This window comes from Vibrio sp. A11, from assembly GCF_013048705.1.
Taxonomy (GTDB): domain Bacteria; phylum Pseudomonadota; class Gammaproteobacteria; order Enterobacterales; family Vibrionaceae; genus Vibrio; species Vibrio metschnikovii.
This window is the reverse complement of record NZ_VHSI01000001.1, coordinates 493,759-517,653: the sequence shown is the minus strand read 5'-3', so window position 1 is coordinate 517,653 and position 23,895 is coordinate 493,759. Positions and strand designations below refer to the sequence as shown.

General features: G+C 40.7%; 19 protein-coding genes and 3 pseudogenes. 11 read left to right on the top strand and 11 right to left on the bottom strand.

The features are described 5' to 3' along the window. Positions 1-11 precede the first annotated feature (11 nt). Positions 12-617 carry a chalcone isomerase family protein gene (locus FKQ60_RS02260; RefSeq protein ID WP_170905937.1) on the top strand — a complete coding sequence of 202 codons (606 nt, stop codon included), beginning with the start codon at positions 12-14 and terminating at the stop codon, positions 615-617. A gap of 136 nt (positions 618-753) precedes the next feature. Here FKQ60_RS02260 and FKQ60_RS02255 read toward each other — a convergent pair. After that, positions 754-1,754: pseudogene (locus FKQ60_RS02255) on the bottom strand (ISAs1 family transposase). Positions 1,755-2,567: 813 nt separating this feature from the next. Between FKQ60_RS02255 and FKQ60_RS02250 the strand changes: the two are divergent. Next, a complete protein-coding gene (locus FKQ60_RS02250; RefSeq protein WP_170905936.1) occupies positions 2,568-3,416 on the top strand; it encodes a methyl-accepting chemotaxis protein in 849 nt (282 codons plus the stop codon). Positions 3,417-4,632: 1,216 nt separating this feature from the next. Here FKQ60_RS02250 and FKQ60_RS17445 read toward each other — a convergent pair. The 3 genes from FKQ60_RS17445 to tnaA form a co-directional block, all read right to left on the bottom strand. Continuing rightward, a complete protein-coding gene (locus FKQ60_RS17445; RefSeq protein ID WP_224215258.1) occupies positions 4,633-4,782 on the bottom strand; it encodes a RidA family protein in 150 nt (49 codons plus the stop codon). 126 nt (positions 4,783-4,908) lie between these two features. Continuing rightward, complete coding sequence (locus FKQ60_RS02240) at positions 4,909-6,123, bottom strand: aromatic amino acid transporter (protein ID WP_004394986.1); 1,215 nt, start codon at positions 6,121-6,123, stop codon at positions 4,909-4,911. Between the two features lie 185 nt (positions 6,124-6,308). Then, positions 6,309-7,724, bottom strand: coding sequence for a tryptophanase (gene tnaA / locus FKQ60_RS02235; RefSeq protein WP_004394987.1), 1,416 nt, complete (start codon positions 7,722-7,724; stop codon positions 6,309-6,311). Between the two features lie 695 nt (positions 7,725-8,419). Here tnaA and FKQ60_RS02230 point away from each other — a divergent pair. Next, positions 8,420-8,831: pseudogene (locus tag FKQ60_RS02230) on the top strand (ISAs1 family transposase); the annotation flags it as partial. Positions 8,832-8,902: 71 nt separating this feature from the next. Here FKQ60_RS02230 and FKQ60_RS02225 read toward each other — a convergent pair. Next, positions 8,903-10,309 carry an IS66 family transposase gene (locus FKQ60_RS02225; RefSeq protein WP_170905733.1) on the bottom strand — a complete coding sequence of 469 codons (1,407 nt, stop codon included), beginning with the start codon at positions 10,307-10,309 and terminating at the stop codon, positions 8,903-8,905. 138 nt (positions 10,310-10,447) lie between these two features. Here FKQ60_RS02225 and FKQ60_RS02220 point away from each other — a divergent pair. The 4 genes and pseudogenes from FKQ60_RS02220 to FKQ60_RS02205 form a co-directional block, all read left to right on the top strand. Then, positions 10,448-10,906 (top strand): annotated as a pseudogene (locus tag FKQ60_RS02220) (ISAs1 family transposase); the annotation flags it as partial. A 305-nt stretch (positions 10,907-11,211) separates the two neighbouring features. Beyond that, positions 11,212-11,865 carry a TetR/AcrR family transcriptional regulator gene (locus FKQ60_RS02215; protein ID WP_170905935.1) on the top strand — a complete coding sequence of 218 codons (654 nt, stop codon included), beginning with the start codon at positions 11,212-11,214 and terminating at the stop codon, positions 11,863-11,865. A gap of 585 nt (positions 11,866-12,450) precedes the next feature. Further along, a complete protein-coding gene (locus FKQ60_RS02210) occupies positions 12,451-13,380 on the top strand; it encodes a DUF5692 family protein (protein ID WP_170905934.1) in 930 nt (309 codons plus the stop codon). A 64-nt stretch (positions 13,381-13,444) separates the two neighbouring features. After that, positions 13,445-14,359 (top strand): alpha/beta hydrolase, encoded by a 915-nt coding sequence (locus FKQ60_RS02205; RefSeq protein ID WP_170905933.1) that lies wholly within the window; start codon positions 13,445-13,447, stop codon positions 14,357-14,359. A gap of 67 nt (positions 14,360-14,426) precedes the next feature. Here the strand turns inward: FKQ60_RS02205 and FKQ60_RS02200 are convergent, their stop codons facing one another. From FKQ60_RS02200 to FKQ60_RS02180, 4 genes are all read right to left on the bottom strand, one after another. Beyond that, a complete protein-coding gene (locus FKQ60_RS02200) occupies positions 14,427-14,654 on the bottom strand; it encodes a hypothetical protein (protein WP_170905932.1) in 228 nt (75 codons plus the stop codon). Between the two features lie 25 nt (positions 14,655-14,679). After that, positions 14,680-14,838 (bottom strand): winged helix-turn-helix domain-containing protein, encoded by a 159-nt coding sequence (locus FKQ60_RS02195; RefSeq protein WP_346009477.1) that lies wholly within the window; start codon positions 14,836-14,838, stop codon positions 14,680-14,682. Between the two features lie 62 nt (positions 14,839-14,900). After that, complete coding sequence (locus FKQ60_RS02190) at positions 14,901-15,143, bottom strand: helix-turn-helix domain-containing protein (protein ID WP_170905931.1); 243 nt, start codon at positions 15,141-15,143, stop codon at positions 14,901-14,903. A 362-nt stretch (positions 15,144-15,505) separates the two neighbouring features. Beyond that, positions 15,506-16,651 carry a DUF418 domain-containing protein gene (locus FKQ60_RS02180; protein ID WP_170905930.1) on the bottom strand — a complete coding sequence of 382 codons (1,146 nt, stop codon included), beginning with the start codon at positions 16,649-16,651 and terminating at the stop codon, positions 15,506-15,508. Positions 16,652-17,033: 382 nt separating this feature from the next. Here FKQ60_RS02180 and FKQ60_RS02175 point away from each other — a divergent pair, with 382 nt between their 5' ends. The 4 genes from FKQ60_RS02175 to FKQ60_RS02160 all read left to right on the top strand — a co-directional run bounded on the left by FKQ60_RS02175 (position 17,034) and on the right by FKQ60_RS02160 (position 21,228). Continuing rightward, positions 17,034-18,605 carry a methyl-accepting chemotaxis protein gene (locus FKQ60_RS02175; RefSeq protein WP_004394995.1) on the top strand — a complete coding sequence of 524 codons (1,572 nt, stop codon included), beginning with the start codon at positions 17,034-17,036 and terminating at the stop codon, positions 18,603-18,605. A 193-nt stretch (positions 18,606-18,798) separates the two neighbouring features. Beyond that, positions 18,799-19,080 carry a ribosome alternative rescue factor ArfA gene (locus tag FKQ60_RS02170; RefSeq protein ID WP_158143737.1) on the top strand — a complete coding sequence of 94 codons (282 nt, stop codon included), beginning with the start codon at positions 18,799-18,801 and terminating at the stop codon, positions 19,078-19,080. 277 nt (positions 19,081-19,357) lie between these two features. Then, on the top strand, positions 19,358-20,563 hold the full coding sequence (zigA, locus tag FKQ60_RS02165; protein WP_170905929.1) for a zinc metallochaperone GTPase ZigA: 1,206 nt from the start codon (positions 19,358-19,360) through the stop codon (positions 20,561-20,563). Then, complete coding sequence (locus FKQ60_RS02160) at positions 20,560-21,228, top strand: DUF1826 domain-containing protein (protein ID WP_170905928.1); 669 nt, start codon at positions 20,560-20,562, stop codon at positions 21,226-21,228. The genes zigA and FKQ60_RS02160 overlap by 4 nt, the downstream gene beginning before the upstream one ends. A 153-nt stretch (positions 21,229-21,381) precedes the next feature. Here FKQ60_RS02160 and FKQ60_RS02155 read toward each other — a convergent pair whose 3' ends face one another. Both FKQ60_RS02155 and FKQ60_RS02150 read right to left on the bottom strand, forming a co-directional pair. After that, complete coding sequence (locus FKQ60_RS02155) at positions 21,382-23,253, bottom strand: M48 family metallopeptidase (protein ID WP_170905927.1); 1,872 nt, start codon at positions 23,251-23,253, stop codon at positions 21,382-21,384. Then, positions 23,253-23,843 (bottom strand): LemA family protein, encoded by a 591-nt coding sequence (locus tag FKQ60_RS02150; protein WP_170905926.1) that lies wholly within the window; start codon positions 23,841-23,843, stop codon positions 23,253-23,255. The genes FKQ60_RS02155 and FKQ60_RS02150 overlap by 1 nt, the downstream gene beginning before the upstream one ends. Between the last annotated feature and the right edge of the window lie 52 nt (positions 23,844-23,895).

Here is a 23,895-nt window from a genome sequence, read left to right as displayed (position 1 = left end):
AGGTGAACAGCATGAAAAATAAAATAATCATAGCTTTAACTATTGCCGCAATATCTACATCATCATTAGCAAGAAATATCAGTGGTGTAGAAGTTTTAGAGACGATCCAAGCTAAAAATTTTAGTCTTAATCTAAACGGTGCAGGTGTCCGATCAAAAGTTTTTATGGACCTCTACGTCGGCTCATTATTTACTGAGCAACCAACACAATCTTCTCAACTACTGATCAATGGTGATTATCCGTCCGCCATCCGTTTAAATATTACTTCGGGAATGATCACTGCTAGTAAATTAACTGAAGCATTAAATGAAGGGTTCCAACTTGCTACCAATGGCAATACAGCCATGATTGATGAAAGTATAAATGATTTTATTGAGGCCACATTTAGAGAAGAAGTTAAAAAAGGGGATCAATTTACTTTTGTAAGTGCTCCTAATGATGGACTTTACAGCTACAAAAATGAAATTCTCCTAGATTATAGAAATGATGACGCCTTCCGTAAAGCGCTATTATCTGTTTGGCTTGGAGATAAGCCAACAGATAAAAAATTAAAAAAAACAGATGCTTGGGGGTTGAGTATAATAGCATATACTCTAACAACTTGGAGTTGCAGGTAGGCGGCAAGCGAATTCATCCCCCTGAGAATAGCCAGGCTATTTGATTAGGGTGAACGAATGTAGTCAACACCCCTGCAGCTTCAAGTAGGAAGAGTATAGTTATCCTCTTGGGCGATCAGGGCGACCGCATGAGTGTCTATATTTTCACCACATTATTAAAACCAGCACTTAATACTGCCTCTAGCATCGATGTATTCATCATGCAGCGCTTTTGCTTACCAACAATGCTTAGCTTGGTTGGTTCTTCTCGGAGCATGTTTAAACTCATATGACGTAGGCATGATAGATTCTCTGCACCGTGATCTTTGTATATCTGGCACGCGTCTTCATTCATGGTTACATCAAGCACCCAGTGCATTGATTCTATACCCCAATGTTCTCTGACTGCCATCGCAGCTTGCTCTCCACTAAGCTTTTTAGAACTGGTGTAATAACAGTACTCTAGAGCGACAGATTTTCCTTTCTCAAGGCGAAAATTTTCAACCATAATAATGCTCTGTAAGCCTTTCCAGCGAGAGAAGTTACCTTCAAGTTTCGTACTATCAAAAACATAGCATTGACGAGATTCTATACGGCCGTGTCCTTGCTCTGGAGAAATGTCAGCAACCACATTGGAGCGCTGAGAAGAGAACGCCTTTTCTATTGCTTGACGGAGTTTCCCTTGGTTGCTCTTTACGGCAAGCAAGTAGTCCCCACCTTGCTCTACAATGGTTTTGGCAATTTTGGTTTGGCAGGCCATTGCATCAATGGTGACTAAGGCTCCCTTAATATCGAGCATCTTTATCAGTTCAGGGATCGCGGTAATTTCATTGCTTTTTTCTTCGGTTTTCAGCTGTCCCAACACGAGCTTGTTTGACGATGCATAAGCACTGATAATGTGAATGGTGCTCGCTCTGTCTTCACGATTGTAAGAGCCTCGAAGTGTTTTGCCATCAATTACAATAACTTGACCTTCGGTAAGGGTGTGTATTGATGACATCCAGTTAATGAAGCACTCATGAAACTGCTCGGGTTCAATCGTAGAGATTATTCGAGCAATCGTGTCATCAGCAGGAACACCATGCAAAAACAGGTCATTGCGCTTTGGCGTTGATCGGTAATCGTTTGAAAATGTTCTTTGAAGTGGTCGATGTGCATGATGCTTTCCCTAAAAAGGGAGTATAAGATAACAGCTAAATGTGATCGTCAAATCGATCATGAATTTGATTAAAAAACGTTCGCGATCTCACCCTGCTTGGGCGATGTTTTCATTAGGAATTTAAAAATATTTTTTTTCATTGCCCATAATAAAGATAAATGGGAATAAACTTCCATATTCTACCACTTAATTAATATTTAGGAGTAACCATGAGGCTATTTAAGCTTTGGTGTCGTATATTTGTATTTGATGCTAATAATTGGCCTGATTTAAAAAACATGCTGAAACATTGATGTACTTCACCATGATTTCATTTATAACAGGATTATATAGTTTAATAAAATGGTCATCGGTTGGCTATACTCCATTAGTAATAACCTCGATTTATTGTATAATTTCAGAAATAACGGAAGCCTCATTACTGGGTTAATTAAAATTAAAAACATTTGCGACACATATCGGCTTCTCTGGTATGGTATTTCATGCTTTAAACTTGATCTACCAAACTGGGGGAGTTATTGCATCCCCACAAAGCTTTTGGATCAGCGTACTTTTGGTCGCTTTTTTTTCTTACTGCGGGCCATTATATTGCTTGGGTATGGAGTATTTTAGTGATAGCTTGCTGTAGTATAATGATCTTCAATGATTTATATGGTCAAATGTTACCTAATTTTATACTAAATACGAGCCAAAATAGTCTTGAAGTATGGTCTAGCTTACTCGTACCACTGGCTATTTTGGTTATTGCACAAAGTTATAGCTCTCATAAGCAAAACAAGCATTAAGCAAGCAGCTATAACTCGAGACAAAAGATGGAGTACAGTGCACAGCAAGCACGACAAGGTCAAGAAAAGCTCGAAAAGGTCTTATCACAAGCTCATCTTAACGTCAATAAATTGAATTGTGTGACACAAAATCTTGATAACCAATCCCATTCTTTACGTAACCATATCATAACTTTAAACCAGAACAGCGGTTCACAATCTATTGCTTCGGGACAATTGTCTGAAAGATTATCTCAATTAACTGAAGATATTAATTTTTCAGATCAATCAATTTTGCAGTTAAAACAACGTAGCAATATTATTAATCAACAAGCAACCGTAAGTATAACTTGTTTAAATGCTTCAACTAATGCAATGGATAAAATCCATAATGCTAATCAGAAAATTATTTCAGTAGCTGACTTGATAACTAACATCGCAGATCAGACTAATCTTTTAGCATTGAATGCTGCTATTGAAGCCGCAAGAGTTGGAGAACATGGCCGCGGCTTTGCTGTGGTGGCTGATCAGGTCCGTGAATTGTCAAGTAAAAGTAATTTATTCTCACACGAAATACGAGAGCTACTAAATTCTAGTCGCTTAGAGGTGGAATCTGGTCAACAAATAATTAATTCTACTGAAGCCCAAATAACAAAAATAATTGATGAGATCAGTAATGTTATGACACAATTAGATAAGTTATCCCATTTAATGACTCGAAAAGTATCAACATTATCAGAACTCAGCTCGGCAAGCAATAATGTGGCGGAAAATGTAACCCAAATGAGTATAGTATCAGAATTAGTCTCCGGACAGGAAGAACATTTAAGAGAACAAGTAATAGAATTAAATAATGCTGCTGTTCAACGTACCTCTATTATTGAAAATTATTATTAACTAATACAATTAAGTACACTGTTATATTCATACAATTTAGTCTAGGTTAAATAAACATGTGCAATTAAAATAAGAGTGATAACGAAAAAAAGACAAGAAAAGAAAGTATTTTAACTTCATAGCGTTCACTAATTTTTTAGCAAAGTTTTTTTCTCGACGAGTGTGAGGAAATTAACATTTCTATATTTGGTTAAAGCTAGCTAAAGCTTATGTTGCCAACAAACCTGGTTTCTTTTTAGAAGTTATAGAATATTTGAGGAATACTATCAAAATACAGATCAGTATCTTCCTACCTTTTATATTATTTATCTGTTAATTAAGGGCGCTATACTCAAGGGAAAGAAACTAGCTTGCACCATTTTTTCGGTTAAAATAGATAGTTAATTTTATGGCGTTCAAATTACTACTGAGAAATTCATAACGGGTTAAATCTAATATAATTAAATAAAGTAGTATTCATTAATGATAGTTAATTGGGCCTGTCGATATTTTGTAACGTATCTGCTATTAATAAATAACTAAAAGAACGGTGATAGCCAAAAAACTATAATTAGACGAGCACTTTGGCTGTAACGCAAAGATTAAACCAAAGAAATTAAAGCCAAGAGTCCAATTACCGCCAGTGTCGCGATAGACATTATGGCAGTAATAATTGAGGGGGTAAATTTTTTTCCTAATTTAAGGTTATTTTTTCCATTCAAAATAGATAAAAATGCTGAGTTCATTTTTCACCGTAGACTGTTTATTTAAGCTAAAACTTTATAGATGTATAACAATTATACTATATTTGTGAGCTGAGTCAAATTTTGATGCAAGAGCACTCACGTTTGTACGAAAGGTTAAGCATTTGTGTATTCTAAGCAACTTGTGGTTCAGCTAGCTGAAAAAATGCCTAAGTCCTCATAATCCGAGTATATTCAAACTATGGAATGACAATGGATAGATGAATGGATGCCGCCAAAACTGGTGCTTTGTAAAAAAGAAAGCACAATAAACAACGTCTGTTGACCTACTTGCTGTACTTTTCATTTTTTAATGATGATTTATCAGTTAACTTATTGATCTTAGCCGGCTTCGATGACTTAAATTTCTACTTTCGCATCCATGGATAAACGCGAGACTTCAATACAAGAATATGCAGGCAAAGTTGCATCACGAGTTTAAAAAACTCTCCATATACTTGGTTCACAATTGGAAAATCATTAAGGCCTTTTTGCTATACCGTAGTTTTGACGATATTTTTGCTATTAGCCCAGGTTTTTGAATAATCTCCAGCGCGTGAGACAGCTTGCATATTTTGCTCCGCAACGTCTCCCGGCATTGTTTTTGTATTTAGGTCAATCGGTAATTGACCAGCAGTAATCATTAACTCTCCCAAATTGGCTTCCTAAACGTAAGGACCGCTGGCGATAGGAGCTTTTGAAGCATTAAGGATCTTTGTCATGATATTTACCCAAGTTTAACTATTATAAATAAATCGCTCGCGTCGTGATCATCTTCCAAAAGCCGGCAACATATTCAACATTGCCATGAAGTGAAAAATAGCCGTTAGCAGACCAAAGATTATCAACATGCCTATCATCATATTGCCTCCTGGTGCCATAAAACCCTCATGACCACCTTCTTGTTGGCGAGATTTTCGTGCTAATAGAGCAGGAATAAGACATGCCCATACAGTTGCTGCCGCTCCCGCGTAACCAATCGCAATTACAAAACCAAATGGGAAAAGTAGTGACATAGTAAGAGGAGGTAGAAAAGTGACTAACCAGGTTTTGGTTCGGCCCGATTTACTGTCTTTAAATTTAAAAAGATCGGCTAAAAAATCGAACACTCCAAGACCTACCCCGATGAATGATGACAAGATAGCCGCCATCGAGAACGCATTAATCGCATTCGCCACTTTATTTGAGTCAATAGCACTATCAAGCGCTGCTAGCAACACTTCAACATTACCACCCTGTTCAATCACCGGACCAAATTCGTGGCGAGGCAAGTTACCGTAGATACTCACTATCCATAGAAAATAAAGTGTAAGGGCAATCGCTGTACCGCCAAAAATTGCATTCTTGGCGCGATGTTCACAACCGTAATAACAACGCATGCTAGCCACTGAATGATGATAACCAAATGAGGTCAAGGCAACCGGGAGCATTGCCATAGCGTAAGGGGCATAACTTGACTCTTCATTAATACGATCAAACAACACAGTCGCCTCAATATTGGCAGCCAGACCAGAAACACCAAAAATAAAACTCAATGCCATAAATACGATCAAGACAACAGAAATTCTATCTACTGCTCGTGTAGAGTGCCAGACAAAAAGGGAAAATATAGCAACAAATAGAATAGAAGCAATTTTATTATTAACACCAATTACTCCCTCTATTATTAGCCCTGAAGAAGTAATATAAGCATAGAGTAAGATTCCACCGACAAAATATACAGCAATGTTGTTAATAGCATTAACTTTATTACCTAGCATATCTTTAGTTACAGTATTAAATGAGACTTTTAATTCGTAACTTTTAAATGCTTCTAATAGCATCCAACCAGAAACTGTCATCATGATCATAGTTAATAAAATAGCTATCAGTGACCACGATGTCCAGGCTCCAGCCCCTGCACTAGGTAACCCTAGCATTCCAGCGCCGACACATACACTTGCAATAATGCAAGCCCCGCCGATTAAAGATGGGCTTTTTTCCATAATTATTTCTCGCCATAATAGTTTAATATTTTAGGTATTTAATTAGCATTAAAGTATTTCTTTCACCTCATGTATCATGATCTGACAAAGTTATATAAGAATGAAATTCTATATAAGCTATTATTAAGTAAGTCTTTAGACGTAAAGGCACACCTCCCGCTAGCAAGAGATGTGCATTAGTTAGTTTATATTTCTTTTAGACGAGCGGTAAAATGACGTAACACTGGTGGTTCATAGGTAAAATCTAAACCTTTCACGTTGTGTGCATTTTCTTTCACTTTTTCAAATGCCTCAATCACAAAGTCCATATGTGTTTGGGTGTAAGTGGCACGAGGAATGGTTAGGCGCAATAGCTCAGCGGGACAGTCAAGCTGCTTACCTGTTGCAGGATCACGTCCCAACAATAACGAACCGATTTCAACCGCACGAATACCCGCAACTTTGTAAAGCTCACAAGCCAAGGCATGAGCTGGGAATTGATGTGCTGGTATATGAGGAAGCAGTTTACCGGCGTCAACAAAAGCAGCATGACCACCAGCTTGCTGACAAACTACCCCGATAGCTTCTAGTCCATCGACCAAATACTGCACTTGACCAATGCGGTACTCTAACCACTCTTCACGCATACCATCATACAAACCAACCGCTAGCCGCTCCATCGCGCCGCCTTCAAGGCCGCCATAGGTCGGAAACCCTTCTTGAACCACACACAGGGTACGACACTCGTTATAAACGTCGGTCATTGTCTCGTCTTTGAAACACAGCAAGCCACCCATTTGTACCATCGCATCTTTCTTTGCTGACATCGCAAGTGCATCAGCATATTTGTAAGACTCACGAGTGATTTCTTCTATCGTCCAGTCTTTATATCCTGGCTCACGTTGTTGAATGAAATAGGCATTTTCCGCGTAACGAGCTGAATCCATAATAACTGGAATATCGTAACGCTTGGCAATCTCATACACTGCTTTTAAGTTAGCAATAGAAACCGGTTGCCCGCCCGCTGAGTTACAAGTAATCGTACTCACAATATAGGGAACGTTTGCAGGACCAGCTTCTTCAATCGCTAGCTCTAATTTCTCAAGGTCAAAATTGCCTTTAAAGTCAGCATTTACCGATGTATCAAACGCTTCTTTAGTGTAGACATTTTTAGCAACACAGCAGTTTACTTGTGTATGACCTTGCGTGGTATCAAAGAAGTAGTTAGACAATGCAACCATCTTAGAACGATCAAGGCCTTTTTCTTTTTCACGCTTGTTAATCAATACAGGAATATAAATTTGCTCTGCGCCACGCCCTTGGTGTGTTGGGATAGTCAGCTCATAACCAAAAATATCTTTTACTGCATTAGCCAATGTATAATAACTGCGACTACCACTATAGGCTTCATCACCCATCAACATTGCTGCTTGCATTTTCTGGGTTATGGCACCAGTTCCACTATCAGTGAGCAAATCGATAAATACATCATCACTGTCTAATAAGAACGGATTCATTCCGGCCTTAAGAATTGCCTCTTCACGATATTCACGTGTTGTTGTTTTAACTGGTTCAATAACGCGGATACGAAATGGTTCTGGTAAATGTTTAAATTTTTGCATGATATATCCTTTTGTATTTAATCTTTATCATACCCAAACGACTTTAAGTTTCAGCTAAACTATAAGCAACTTCAGAAGAAAAGGTATCGTCATATTTATTTAAGCGAAAACCGTCGCACTAAATAAATAGTGTAATTAGTATTTATTTAAAAATAAAAATAAGACCCAAAATAAAATAGGACTCATTGATAGTTTTAATTAATCTTTAGATTTACTATGAAAAATAGTAGAAAACTAGAACTAAAAATAGGCTCTAGCAGTATGGATTTATCAGTGCGGGAAAACAGGGAGGACAGAAATTTTGTAGTCGTTTGTATACCAAGCCAATGAGCTTGACCATAACTTATCAATTCTTCTTAGATTAATATGCATATCTAATTCCATCGTTAGTTACAGCAGATTATTTAACAAATCCATTATTAGATAAAATAAAATTAAGTAAATTTAAAACAACGCCAAATGTGACTTTCATCAACATATAGAACAGAAAAATAAACTCTTAATCACAAATTTCGTTTTGATACAAAAAAAAGGATAACACTATTATATCCAAACAACTTGGAATTTCAGGCAGGCGGTGAGAGAACATTGGAGGATAGACAGGGTAAGATCATGAACATTTCTTGTATAACGTAAAGTTAAATTTGACCTGACGCGCGTGCTGTGATCTTATGCTCTTCTTTTGGGGAGCGACCATGGATATTAATACCATCAAAAAGCATTTCAGTATTATCCGTGACGAACGATAGTGTGCAAAAGTTGACTATTCTCTGTTTGATATTTTGTTTGGGTCTATCTGCGCCGTGATAGCCGGAGGTCAAGGCTGGACTGACGATGGCAAGACTTTGCGCGACTCTTACGATAGAGACGACAGGCAAAGCACCATCACATATGGTGAGCGCCTATGCAAGTGCTAACCAACTGGTACTGGGTCAACTCAAAACCAACAATAAAAGTAGTGAAATTACCGCGATTCCAGAGCTGATTAAGATGCTTGACTTGCGAGGAGTTATCGTGACGATTGCCTGCCAGACCAAGATTGCCAAGGCGATCAGTAGCAAGGGCGGTGATTACTTGTTGGTAGTAAAGGGTAATCAAGGCAAGTTGTCGGCAGTCATACATACAGCCTTCGCCCTACACCGCCGGTAACTATTCACCCGCGAGCTATTGACGTCGGGTTATGCTAAAAACGCTGGCGTCTGATAATCCACTTTGATCATATGATACTCGACGATTTCACACAGCCAGTTATAAGCTGATAGCTGTTGGAGTTTAGCGGTCTCGATAAGTGAGAACATCCGTTCACGGGACAGGTCTCCTCGATATGAACGGGTTACGTAACAGCACTTTCTCATCAATATGTAATTACGAAGAACTCGTTCCGCTGCGTTGTTCGTTAGCGGACATTTGGAGTCATCCATAAAGCGCCAGACCATAGCATCATCTGCGATGAGATTACGACATCGACCTCGATATCGTTTTGAACATTGATAACTACCCAGTTTCAGCCAATAAAGCCAGCTCTTTCTTAATCGCCTAAGTCGACGATAATATTGATTCTCCGTAATTTTATTCTCGATATATCGATGGTGGCACCTGAATACGCTATGAGCGATTAAACTGAGTTTTTCTCCGATTTTTTGGTTTTCGGGGCAAACGCTCTCCTCGATAGCGATAACGTTTCTTAAGATGTGAGCCCAGCATAACTGCCCCTTAGAGCCATCAATATATTTGTAGGCTGAATATTGGTCAGTCACTAAAAGGTGTGAAACTGCCTCACCAAGCAATCGCTTGGCAGCATGTTGGTTTCTACCACTGTTGATTTGGAAAAAAGCAACGTCATTACTGAGTGCAGCCCACATCCAGCGCTTATCATTATTGCGTTGATGTGAGGTTTCATCAGCCATGATCAGTTCAGCCGCTTTAACTGTTTCATGAATTTGTTTATGAGTATTCGCTAAGTATTCCGTTACTCGCCCTTGAGCCGCTGATATCGCACCGGTAGAGAAGCTCAACTGAAAGACATCTTTCAGCATCGATTGTATTTTACCTATGCTTTGATGATGCTGTGTCGCTTGGATTGCGATAAAGCTGTGTAGATTTGGTCCCATCTGAATATCAGGCACGTATTCTGGAAGCTCGGCTTGATGCTTATCACCACACCATGAGCACTCACCTTTGAAGGCTTGATGCTCAATAAGTGTGTATGAAATGTCAGGTAAATCAAAAACTTGATGTCGTTTAAAAGGCTTTCTATTGGGAATAATGCAACCACCGCAGTGGCATGTTTTATTTGGTAAATATTGCTCAACCGAGGCACTGTCTTCAATTGGATGAAGCAGTCGGCGATGACCTTTATGACCTGGTTGAGCCCCTTGCTTTTTTCCAGACTTCTTCCTATTCGGCGAAGTATTTTTAGCTTTATTATGCAATGGCTGCTGTGATGATGGTACAGAAGAGTTTCGACTGTTTTGGTTTAGTCGGTCTTCAAACTCTGCCAGCTTATTCCATAAAAAGCTGATGATATCTTTTGCCTCTTCAGGCGAATCGAAATCTGGCGGTGGAGGTAATGTTTTCTTATTCATACCTCAAGATTGCCACCACAAAAAGATCACTCAAGTTGAATGTGGGATCAAGTGAACTAAGTCACATAATTTTGGTGTCAAGGCATTGCGGGTGGAGAGTTACCACCGCCGAACCCAATTGACAAAACCACCTATCAAATCGAGAAACAAAAGGGCCGCGTAGAAGCACGTACTTGTCATGTACTCAAGGCTAGCGAGTTAGAGGGTGACTTCTCAACGTGGAGCGGACTAGCCAGTATTGTCATGGTTGAAAATTACCGAGTAGCCAAAGGTAAAGCGCCAGAGTTGGAGTACCGCTTCTACATAAGTTCAACTGACAACCTGACTCCAGAGCAGGCAGGAAATGCCATTCGAGCCCACTGGGGCATAGAGTCGATGTACTGGATTTTAGATGTGGGCATGCGAGAAGATGCTTGTCAGATTTACCGACAAAACGCGGCTGAAAATTTGGCAGGGTTAAGACACATGGCGCTTAACATGCTAAGAGCTGAGCCAACCAAAATTAGTGTGCCAATGAAGCAGAAACGTTGCATGATGACCCCCAGCTTCTTGGAGCATGTCTTAGTTGCTGGATTTAAGTCAATGACTAAATCCTAACCATTCATGCGGACGCCCTGGATTTTATTCGAGAACTTTAAGTAAAAATATGATAATTTTCAAGGGCACTGTTGGTTTTACACTTATTGATTTCATATCATCGCAAGTACACATGCTATTTCTATCAATACAAGATATTGAGTGCGTATATTGATATCTATAGTTAATTGCTGAAATATTTTAGCATACCCCAATTTGGTTATAGTCTCTTTGCTAGTAATCAATATAATGCGAGCAAATATTACAATTGTTTAACTAATCTATCAGATTTAACAAAGCCGCAGTTCCATTGATACAGGATACTTATGAAAACTCATGATAAAATCATACTCGCAAGCTTAAAATTATTTAATGAAAAAGGAGAGCGTGCAGTTAATACAAACCATATTGCTGAGTATTTAGGCATTAGCCCTGGGAATCTCTATTACCATTTCCGCAACAAAGAGGACATTATTAAATCTATCTTCGAAAAATACATAGAACATACGCAACAAAGCTTCATTGCTGATGACGAAAACACTCCAGCCGAGGTATTTCTCCAACAGTACTGTGATCAAGTATTCAATAGCTTCTGGCAGTTTCGCTTTTTTCACAGTAGCATGCCCGGTATTGTGCTTCGAGACAAAGAGTTACATAAGCGTTATCTTTCTGTCCACAGTGTATTAGGTGAAAGAGCGAAGTATTCAGTTATCAGGCTTAAAAATGATCAAATCATTAATATTGATGAGCAAGACATTGATGATCTTGTTGAGTTGATGCGAGTGGTGGGTAGCTTTTGGATGAATTACTTAATGGCCAATAAATTGAACGGAAAGATAACCAAAACCGAACTCTATCGAGGTATTCTCAAAATCATCAATTTACTTTGGCCTTATACAACACCGACAGGTAAACAGCGACTGTCAGTTTTGCGTGTACGATATCAAAAACTCACCCGTTCAAAAAAATCTCTTACCTAATACCCATACTCAGCTTTTTAATTATCCTTAACAGATACGGTATTGCTTGGTATGTCGTTAAACTCTACACCAAGCAATCCGATCGACTCATTGACTTTTTACAACTATCAATACGCAAAAAAACTCCCATTAGATCTTGCATTTCACATCACATTTTTAATAAAAAATGCAGTCGAATTAAACAGTATCTGAAAAGTGTGGTTAATTGCACATCATTTGGTCATTCATTGTTTTAGAGTTAAAGCTCTAAATGAGAGCTTTAACTCTAAAAAAGGGGAGTGCTCTTACTGTTTATATAACCAAACAACTTAGAGTTACAGGTAGACGGCAAGTGAGTTCATCCCCATGAGCATAGACAGACTATGTGATTGGGATGAACGAATGTAACCAACACCCCTGCAGCTTCAAGTAGGAAGGGGATAAAACTAATAACGATAAAAGTTGTGTTACAAACATAAACTCATTTTGTTCTTTATTTCTGCATTAATTAGTAATGGGGCTATAAGCAAAAATTCATCGATTAACAATATGAGTTTGATAGTAATTAAATCTTAGGTGCTGTTGAACAGTATAAGTGAGGTCCCAATGTTTTTCTTTGAATCTATACCTTGGTATAACTGGATAATGTGGTTGATTGTACTTGTTACATTAATGGGTTTAAATGAAATTATTCGTGCTAGCAAATGGGCAAGCTTGGCTATTTTTATTGCTTTGCCTATCGCTCTAACTCCAATATGGCTATATATGGGTAGTGATGTTACCTCTTGGTTTACTTGGGTAAAGGTATATTCCGCTTTAGCCGGTAGTATTATATATTTAGTTATTCGCTTTACCGATTTTCACAAAAAGCATCCCTGGTATCTTATTTTAGTGCCCGTAATTCTCGCTATTAATATTTTTGAAGCTGTAATGCGGGAATTTCAAGTCGGTATCTCTGGTTTCAATGGTATCGTCGATGGAATGCAGTATATTTCTGGTGGCTGGAACTATGTGAACGCTTTCGCAGGCATACTAAATATTATCTTGATTTGTGGATGGACAGGCATCTTTGCGTATAGAGGGCAAAGAACTGGCGGAATTCGCTATGACATGCTCTGGCCAGATCAAATTCGCCTGTGGGTAATCGCTTATGGTATCTGGAATATTGCCTACGTTTACTCTTGTGCTCCCGGCAATGCATTTTATTCGGGTGTCGCACTTAATATTTCAGCCACTATTCCAGCTTTATTTTGGGCAAAAGGGACTTGGATGCAAAACCGAGCGGCGACCCTCAGTTTTTGGATGATGTGGGTAATGACTTTCCCTTACTTTTTTGCCATCGGTAGTACATTTAACGTCGCTCCCAGTTATAACCCAATGGCTAACTGGAGCATATCTCTACTCTCTTTAGTATTAAATCTGTATTTGGCAAGCTGGCAGCTACGTCGAATTTTACTAAAACGTTTAAACCCAATGAGAGATGAAATTTTTTCAGATCAGGAAGAATATAAATCCATTAATGCTTATCGCCAATAATCTTTAACATGCCCACAATAAATAACTTACATGTGGGCATCACTTTATTAAAAAGGAATCTATTATGAATAAAGCACGCTTGATAGTTGTTACAATTATCATTCTGCTACTCAGTTTGCCAATCTATGTTATGTCGACTTTCATCTTCAAAAATCCTATACCTGATGATGAATTCTCAGCAAATTTAACCAGTATTGTCGATAATCTTGAAACCAAAATCGAAGGTAAAGGTGAACATACCCTAGTTTTTATCCATGGCTATCCTGATAGTCTCGAAATGTGGGACAAACAAGCCGATTTCTTTAAAGAAAACTATCAAGTCGTCCGTTTCACTCTACCAGGTTTCGAACAAACAGATCGCGAGTTACGCCCACACTACAGTATCAAGCAGATGAGAAGCATTATTGATAAATTTATAGAACATTTAGATCAACAATCAATTACCGTTATTGCCCATGACTGGGGAGCAGTATATGCCTCTCATTACCTAAAACAAAACGATCTCGTTGATAGGCTTATCTTGCTTGACATCGGTAGTTTTGCCGATGAGCCGCGACCTAAAATAAATGTTCAATACACGTTAGCTTTAGCAGTTGCGTGGACTCTACCTGATTATCTTGGTACCAAGCTCGCGCTTTTCACTGCTGATAAAATCTTACAAGTTCCACGTGTTGATCTTCATAAATCTATTGAAGATTTAAGACCAGATTCTAGATTGACTTATCCGTACTGGCATTTATGGAAAGAAGTACTGACAAGTAATACGACACAACCTGTAATAGTCGATGATTATGGAACGCCATTTTTATTTATTTATGGCAAAGACAAATCAATCTGGTTTCATGCAAAAACATGGGAACAAGAAGTAATTGATAAAAACAAAGGTCAAATTGAAGTAGTGCCCGGTGGCCATTGGTTTATGCATTCATATCCTGAATTAGTGAACCAAAAAATCTATAATTGGTTAAATACGAGATAGATTCAAAATAATTTTACATGTCTTTGCCTACAAAAAGATAAACCATTTAAACAAACTACTTGGTGTTTCAGGTTGGCGGTAAATTAATGAATCTCTTATTGACCCAAGGCACGGCCATCGCTTCACCAATGCCTCTTGCAGGGCATATCCAGCCAAATAAGTAGGCGTATTCAAACTGCTGTTGTTTCACGGCTCTAGGCCTTGTACCTCGTGCTGCCCAAAGTCGGGTGGTGGTATTTTGTTGTCCAAAACGAGCTTCATGTTGAAACCAAACATCGACATTCTCCAGCCCCATGTGGCCTGGGATCTTAAGGATCGTTTCAATTTTTAATTTTTTTAAAATCGTCTTGGATTTGCTGTAATTGTTTGGGGTGTTTTGACCGAGAAGTGATCCATGAGAATCCCATATGGTCGAGTAAATAATAAGTAGAATCAGGATGATTATGTTGACCAAATTCTTTGACAATATAAGCATGGATATCAGCAACAATGAGTTGTCCACCTTGTGGATTTGTAATGTATTGATCTATTTGATTTTTTCTCAGGGGGTTAATAAAGGAGGTCTTCCCGTTCTTGGTTTTTCCTTAAGTCCCTCCAGTCCTTCCTCAAGGAAGGTTTGCACCCACTTATTGACACTAGTACGGCTCACTTTAAGAAATTTAGCAATTTGGGTGCGAGAGTGGCCATCTTTAAAGTGAGCGAGGGCGAGCAATCTCATTTTCATTTGAATGGATTTTTGTTGGCTCTCCAGTTTTTTGAAGTCGATATTGTGTAAGCTATCCATGGTTAATCCATCCTGATATTGAATGGAGTTAATTAGGTCATATTTTTATTTAGATTGTTATTACATACAAACAGCCATGGACTTTGTTATTGAATAATTTGAAAAATTGAAAGACAATGCGCACAACGTGAAGGGGTTAGATTTTACCTATGAACCGTCAGTGTTGCGTCATTTTACCGCTCGTCTAAAAGAAATATAAAGTAACTAAGGCACATCTCTTGCCGCGCGAGGTCTGCCTGTATTGCCGTTGCGAAGAGATGAAAAAATAGAGTGATGGATGCAGATCGCTGAGTCTAACCGTTTGCTTAAGTGAATGTTCTTTATCGACTTGCTTGAGAAGTTGAACATCCACCTGTTTTTTACTATCTAAACCCCCGATAGGCTAAATATCGCCAGCCCCTTTCCAACGGGCCTTGCCCATAGTGACGTTGCCAGAAATCAGCAAACCATATTTGAAAAACGGTTAACACCATGACTAAGGCCATCAGTTCAGGTCTACCAAGTTGCCCCCATAACTGCGGAGCAAGCCAAACAAAGATCAAATAAACCATGACGCTTTGTAATATATAGAGCGTAAATGCCATTCTGCCCACTTGCTTCAATAAGCGAACCAACACATGATGATGGTTGGTAAATAACATCAGTAGTGAGCAGTAACCAATCGCTGAGAGCAACCCCGTCAACATCATCAAAAGTATCGTCGAGAAGCCAACGTCTAAGCTCAGCCCGAATGTTATCCGTAGCTGCTGTACACCCCATCCTGAAATTAATCCGAGTAGTAAGCAACCAAGTCCCCAAGGTAGCCAGCGACTTTGTTGAAAGAAACCGTTTTTGTACAGCAAAATACCGATCAGCATTAAGCCGGTGTTATACCAAAGCACGGTTAATGGAATAAAGAGTAAGAATTGTGCAAAGTTGATGGTTTGTGCCAATAATCGGTCTGGGTAACTGATCCATGTTTGTTGCAGTGTCGTGAGTGCTGTTCCACTCAAGGGTAGCTCTGCGGTGAAAATCGGGATGTCGTGATACATCAGTAGGGCAACGAACCCTAGCATCACCAGTTGGCCTAAACCCATCAGTACGAATGCCAGAACGCATTGCTTTTTGCTGCTGAGATCGAGTAAGCGTATCAGCAAAAATCCACAGCAGGCGTATAGCGTTAAAATATCGCCCTCAAAAAGTAAGAAACCATGCAAAAGGCCAAACAATAATAACCAACGTAGCCGTGATGACAATCTGGCCCGTGCTGGAAGGTTTTTAGTGAGCGCACTTTGATACTGAATATACAATCCCACACCAAACAGCAGGCTGAAGATCGACATAAAGCGGCTCTCAAACAACAGGCTTTGCAGATGATACACAGGCACTTCCCATGCTGATAAGCCTTCGCGCCAAAATGGGCTGTAATAGGCCTCAATAGGGGTTGCCATCGCCATGATGTTCATAAACAGTATACCGAGAACGGCAACGCCTCGGATAAAATCTAGGCTTTCAATGCGTTCAGCCATTGTATTTCCCTTTGCTACTACCAACAGAAAAAGCGCTGAGCTTCGAGATTTTAATTACTTGAATCTACACGTTTTACTGGTCTTAATCGTTTTTATTATACGCGTAAACGCACCTAATTATCGTCATCTAAATCACGGCTTTTGCTCGTTAACGCCAATCAATATTAGTTTAAAGTTCGAGCTTTTCTGCTATGTGAATATTCTTATAGGCCTAAAGTTTTTAAGGTTTATCTACTATTTAATGAGCCAGAAAGTGCCAAAAAACAAGCTTTGTTTCAATTCGATTAGTGATTTTCTTTCATACCAAATTAAGTGGTGTAAACTGCTGACGCAAGGTCAATTTGACCATGGATCCACTTTAAATGATTGATAAGGTAATGGAGTGAAAAAACTTATTTTAATCGTGGTATGTGCCATGTTTGCGATCGCAGCAATCGCAAGCATAGCCGCCACCGCTTTTATCTCACGTGACGAGATAGATCATATTATCCTTGAGCGTTCTCAATCTCAGGCTGAACTTCTGGCTGAAAACGCCAGTTATATTTTATCCCACTCTACGAATCCCGAAGCTGATTTGCAGTCAATGGTTGAATCATTAGGAAAACGCAGTGATATAAGTTACGCGGTTGTGATTGATAGAAATATTAAAGCAATCGCGCATAGTGACCGAGAGAGGATTGGTCGTGCTTATACGGATGATTATACGATTGCCGGAGCAGGACGAGGTCAGCCTCAACATTCACGTTGGTACGCCGATGTTCAAGACGTGTGGGTATACGACATCATGATGCCAATCTATGTTGATGGACGTTTATGGGGAGCATTTGATGTTGGTATTCCGATAACAGAAGTGGATAGCGCTGCAAACGGTATCGCGATTGCACAGCTCACCGCGATTGGTTCGATTTTTGTGGTTTGTATGCTGGTACTGATCTGGGTATTGGATCGTTTATTCGCCCCACTTAAAGGATTAGAACATGCATTGGCCGATATTTCCAAAGGGGATGGTGATTTGACGGTACGCTTACCCGTGACTGGTAACAATGAAATCACCCGTATCTCAGTGGCTTTCAATACTTTTGTTGAGAAGATTGATCACATCATTAGCAATGTTGTCGAAACTGGTGAAGAGCTTGGACGGTCGGCGGAGGCTTTACGTGATAAGGCGGCACAATCGCTCAGACGCGGAGAGTCCCAAAGCGAGCAGGCCTTGCTGGTGGTGACCTCGATGAATGAGATGATCGCGACTATTAATGAGATCTCACACAGTGCCTCGAATGCCGCAGATTCTGCATCGTCGGCTAATGATGAAACTGAAGCAGGTAAGCAAACTCTGCTCGAAGCGACGCAGACGATTAATCAACTTGATACGGAAATGGACAATATGTCGACGGTGATTACTTCCCTCGCTGAACGTACGCAGTCTATTGTTTCGATTCTGGATGTGATTCGTGGTATCTCTGAGCAGACTAACTTACTGGCGCTCAACGCTGCTATTGAAGCCGCGCGTGCTGGTGAAGCCGGACGAGGATTTGCCGTTGTTGCGGATGAAGTACGTAGTCTTGCCACTAAGACGTCAAAATCGACGGAAGAGATTCAATCCACTATCAATCTACTGCAAAAAGAAGCCCAAAATGCGGTTGATGCCATGGATACCAGTAAGGCGTTAACGAAGGAAGGCAATCGTGCCACGGAACAAGCCTTACGGGCATTGGAAAGTATTGCTACTCAAGTCAGTACTATATTGGACATGAACACTCACGTGGCAACCGCGACTGAAGAGCAATCGAGCGTGGCTAACGAGATTAATATCAATATGGATAACGTTAACCAAGCAGCGCAAGCCGGTTTAGAAGATAGTCACAGCTTGGAGGCTAGTAGCCAAGATTTGTCAGGGTTGGCCAAAACGCTTGATCACCATGTAGGGGCATTTAAAGTCTCTGTAAGTAAATAGTCAATTAGGTCACGTCTTGCTTCCTACTTTTGATGGATTATACTCTTTCCGTTGGAAGCTGTGGCGGCCTTGATTGTGTTCGTTGATCCCAATCATAGGGTTTATTCATGTGATTGGGAACTTATCAACTGACGGTGGGTCTATGGTTTCAAGTCGTTTGAGTATAGATGTTGCTTAAACGGTGGATGATAAAATGATTCAATTTAAACGAGGTGTTATTGTGAAGAAAAAACCGTTTCCTCCGCAGTCAAAAGCGGATCATACGCAGGAAATAGCGTTAGATCATGGCCGAGGGGTGATCAAAGATAATGCGCTGAAAGCCGTGGTCACCAGTTCGTTATTTCGTACTCGAGTGGTTAAGGCGCAAAAAGGCAAAGGTAGTTTTAAACGACAAGCGAAACATAAGGGTCAAGAACCCTGTACAAAAGGGAATAGGTTCTTTTTTGTACAGGGTTTTTCTTTTATCACTGCTTAACCTCCCGCCATAAACGCTATTCTTGTCCTGCAAATACTCTAACTTGAATCAACACTGACACTTCTTCGCCACATTAATCACCGGTTTTTTATTTCCAACCAAAGATTGGCAATCTTATTGTTATGTTATAACATTTGGTTTTGCTTGGTGGTGGTATCAATCTAAACCGCACTAAGTCACCGTTTATCAAGTTCGAAAACGAAATTGATCAGTTGCCGTGCACTTATGTTCATTCTGGTTACTGATTCGAATTCATATTCAGTTTGGAGTCACTGCTATGAACCAGAAAAAACTTGCAGTCACGGTCCTGTCTGGTTTTCTTGGCGCAGGAAAAACCACCGTGCTCAGTCATATTTTAAATAATCGTCAAGGCAAGAAAGTTGCGGTGATCGTCAACGATATGAGTGAAATTAATATTGATTCAGCTACTGTAAAAAGCGAAGTGTCGCTCAATCATCAAGAAGAAACGCTGGTGGAAATGAGTAATGGCTGTATTTGTTGCACCCTACGTGAAGATCTGTTGCTTACGGTCAATCAATTGGCGAAAGAGGGGCGTTTCGATAATCTGGTGATTGAATCAACAGGGATTTCTGAGCCACTACCGGTTGCAGAGACGTTCACTTTTGCGGATGAGGAGGGGGTTTCACTTTCCGATGTTGCGATTTTAGACACTATGGTTACTGTGGTTGATGCGGTGAATTTTTTACGTGATTACCACGCGGCTGAGTCATTACAAGAGCGTGGCGAACACCTCGATGACGAAGATGAACGCAGTGTGACAGATTTATTGATTGAGCAAGTTGAGTTTGCTGATGTTATTTTGATCAGTAAGGTGGATCTTGTTTCTCAAACGGATCTCGAACATTTAACCTCAATTTTAAAGGTCTTAAATACCCATGCTCGCATTATCGCTATCCAAAATGGGCAAGTTGATATCGCCGAGGTATTAGATACTGGGTTATTTAACTTTGAACGTGCGCAACAGGCGCCCGGTTGGTTAAAAGAACTCAGAGGCGAGCATATCCCAGAAACAGAAGAGTATGGGATCAGTAGTTTTAGTTATCAGGCTCGTCGCCCTTTTCATCCTGAAAAATTATATCATTTTTTACATAACACCAGCGATTTTGGCAAATTGCTCCGGTCGAAAGGTCACTTTTGGTTAGCGTCACGCCCAGATCTCGTCGGGCAATGGAATCAAGCTGGGGGCATTGCAGACTATGGTTTTGCTGGCTTATTTTGGAAAGCAATCCCTAAAGACCAATGGCCAACGAATGAAGAGGATTTAGCAGCGATTGAAGAACATTGGTTAGAGCCCTTTGGCGATAGGCGTCAGGAGTTGGTGTTTATCGGTCAGGGGCTAGATAAAGTCGCGATGACTAAGGCACTGGATGAGTGTTTGTTAAGTGAAGAGGCGGTGTTCGCTGGAGAAACGTTTTGGCAGACGTTGCCAGACCCATTTGTAGGATGGGAGGACGAAGCATGAGCGATAAAATAGCGTCTAAATTGGTTCCTATTGAAAAGGCAGAGGCCCTGCCGATAGGTTCTCTGCCGAGCATTTTAACCGATATCTATCAACCTGAGCATAACATTGCGATATGGCAACGTGTTTTATCTACCGAGTTGCAACACAACGTCGAATTATTGATACAGCAAGCCCCATCACTGGCTTTAGTGCTACGAGTCACACCATTGAATGTGGCTGAAGACTTACGCGAGAAACTTGCTGATTATGTTTGCGCAGACATATTGAGTGAAGATATCGCAATGATTGTCGACATGTTTTGTTGTTTGTTTGATGTGCAAGAAGTCGGGGTGCGGCTAACGATACTTGATAAGCCGATGTGTCCTAAATTTCATGTCGATCATGTTCCATGCCGACTGGTGACCACTTATGCTGGTTCTGCCACGCAGTGGCTGGGTAGCCAAGGACTCGATCGAACGAAACTGGGTGCCGGAAGTCTGGGTCAGTCTGATGATTGCTCGGGTTTATTCGCTAAAGAGAGTGTTATCCATCAAATGGCGACGGGTGATGTCGCATTGCTAAAAGGCAGTGGCTGGGAAGGGAATGAAAACAACGGGTTAGTTCACCGCTCACCAGCATATGTCCCAAACGAACGGCGTTTATTATTGACCATTGATTTCGTATAATTCAAAAAAACAACCCAAGCGATATCGAGATAGCTTGGGTTGCTGATTGATTTTGACAGTATTAATAACTGCTATTGCTGACGTGAACGACGCATCCACATCAGAGCTAATAAACCTAGCCCTGCGCCAAATCGAAAATCATTCTGCTCATGGCTATTTATCCTCTGACGATAGGCTTAACGGCGGTTCTGGTATCTCTAAAAAGCAGGCAATGACTCGATACAATTCACCTTCAGCAACGGTAACCTTACCGTTTGATTCAATCGCCAATCGACAAGCTTTGACGACTTGCGCTCGTTCTCGCTCTTTTAACTGCAGTAGTAATTCCAATGCGGTACGGCTTAATGGCCAATTATTCTCTGCAGGTTCAAGAGGAATCACTGGCAAACTCAGATGGCGCAGCGCATTGTCAAAAGCGATTTGTGCACCTTGTTGCTCATCATGGCAAACCCAAGCCAGTTCACGCAGTAACCAATAGACGCTAGATTGCAACTGCTCCAGAGATTTGTTTTGACGCGTAGGACCAAGTGTCGGCAGTAATTGTTTCTCTAGGAGATTAATCACACACCATTCGGCCAACGAATAGTGATGATCAGTGAGTGACAGTTCACGTAACACTTCACACAAACGATGTCTTTGTCCTTCACTGAGTGATTTAAGTGCTGGGATACTTAATTCCAGTAAAGGCAAGCGAAGATGGGTTGGAATGGCATAATCCAGCCAAGGTAGAATAGTGGCTTGGGATACCATCGGAATATGCTGTTTGATGATATGACGTTGCGCTTCACTGCCATCAAAAATCAGAGCAAAAGCAACAAAGCGAGCACTGTATGGTTCTCGTGCCATCGCAATTAATGGTTGTTGCAACTGACTAATCAGCGCTTGCCCGCTAGCGCAGAGTTCAGTAGATGTTGATATTGTGCTAGAGGCGGCGGGTGCCGAGCTTGCACTTGCTGCAAAGCCGCTGACTGATGAATCAGCAAACGAGCGGGTTTGATGCTCGTTGACGCTTTGTACACTGCCATCCCAATACGGTTCAATTCTGCGGATGCGTTCTTCTAAAGGTGGATGAGTGGCGAACAGCGCTGCAAGACCACGTCGGCGGCTTTGACCAAACATCATATGGCTTATTTCGTCGCTGGCTTTGGCGGATAATGTCGATCCTGGTGAATAACCAGCAATTTTTTTTAGTGCGCCAGCGATGCCTTGATCATTACGAGTAAATTGTACCGCACTGGCATCAGCCAGGAACTCGCGTTGCCGAGAGATCGCCGCTTTAATCATTGAACCAAATAGCGTGCCAATCCAACCGAAGACAATGCACACGACACCAATCGCAAATAGCGCTGCGACACCTTTGTCTGAATCAGAAGAGCGTCGGATCGTCCGCCGCCGTGAGCGAGATAAACTATCGACGATGAGATGACCAAAATAGGCAACACAGGTAATACCAAACAGTAAACCAATCAATCGGGTATTAAGGCGCATGTCCCCATTGAGAATATGACTAAACTCATGGGCAATAACCCCTTGCAATTCGTCACGATTGAAATTATCCAACGCACCTTGAGTAATGCCAATCACTGCATCGTCAATACTCATTCCGGCGGCAAAGGCATTAATCCCTTGTTCATCAGCTAACAAATACACTTGTGGTACCGCAATACCGGCGGCGATGGCCATTTCTTCCACGACATTAAGCAGCTGACGATGTTTGGGGTGGGTAGTATCACTGGCGATTAACTGGCCACCGAGACTTTCGGCCACGCTACATCCCCCTTGCTTTTGCAGATCATACAAACGCAGCCAAGCACTCAAACCAATCACGAGACTCAGTGCGGCAAAGCACAACAAGCTTAAGCGGATTGCCGTTTGCCAATCCAATGAGGCATGAGAGACACTTAAATAAATGAACATACTGCCAAGGCTAAGCAGGGCAGTAATCGACAACATAGTGAAAGCCAATAACAGCACCAAGCGCCGAGTTTGTTGACGGGCGGTATCTTGATGTTGAAAGAAATCCATTAAAAGCTCACCTTAGGCGCCTCTTGAATTGCTTCACTGTCAGCAAACTCAAGCAAGTTACCGTTTTGAAAACCAAACATATTGGCAAATAAAACGGGAGGGAAAGTTTGCTTATAGGTGTTGTAACTGGTTACCGAATCATTAAAGGCTTGACGAGCAAATGCGACTTTATTTTCGGTGCTGGTGAGCTCTTCTTGCAGTTGGATCATCGTTTGACTGGCTTTAAGCTCAGGATACGCTTCCACCACCACATTCAACCGGCCCAGTGCATTCTTGAGCATCCCCTCCGCTTGACCGAGAAGTTGAATGGCCGTTTCACTTTCTGGCGCATCACTCGCGGCTTTTAGACCAGAAATCGCTTGATTACGCGCCTGAATCACACGCTCAAAGGTCTCTTGCTCGTGTTGCATGTAGCCTTTCGCTGTGCTCACTAAGTTAGGGATAAGATCATAACGACGCTTTAGTTGGACTTCAATTTGCGCAAAACTATTTTTAAAGCGGTTACGTAGGGTAATCAATTTGTTGTAGATAGAGATCGCGTAAACGCCGATAAGCAGCACTATAGCGATGATGATGATAAAAGTAGTCATGGACAGCCCGGTTAGATAGAAGTATCAAGCCATGTTATATAACCAGTTGAGA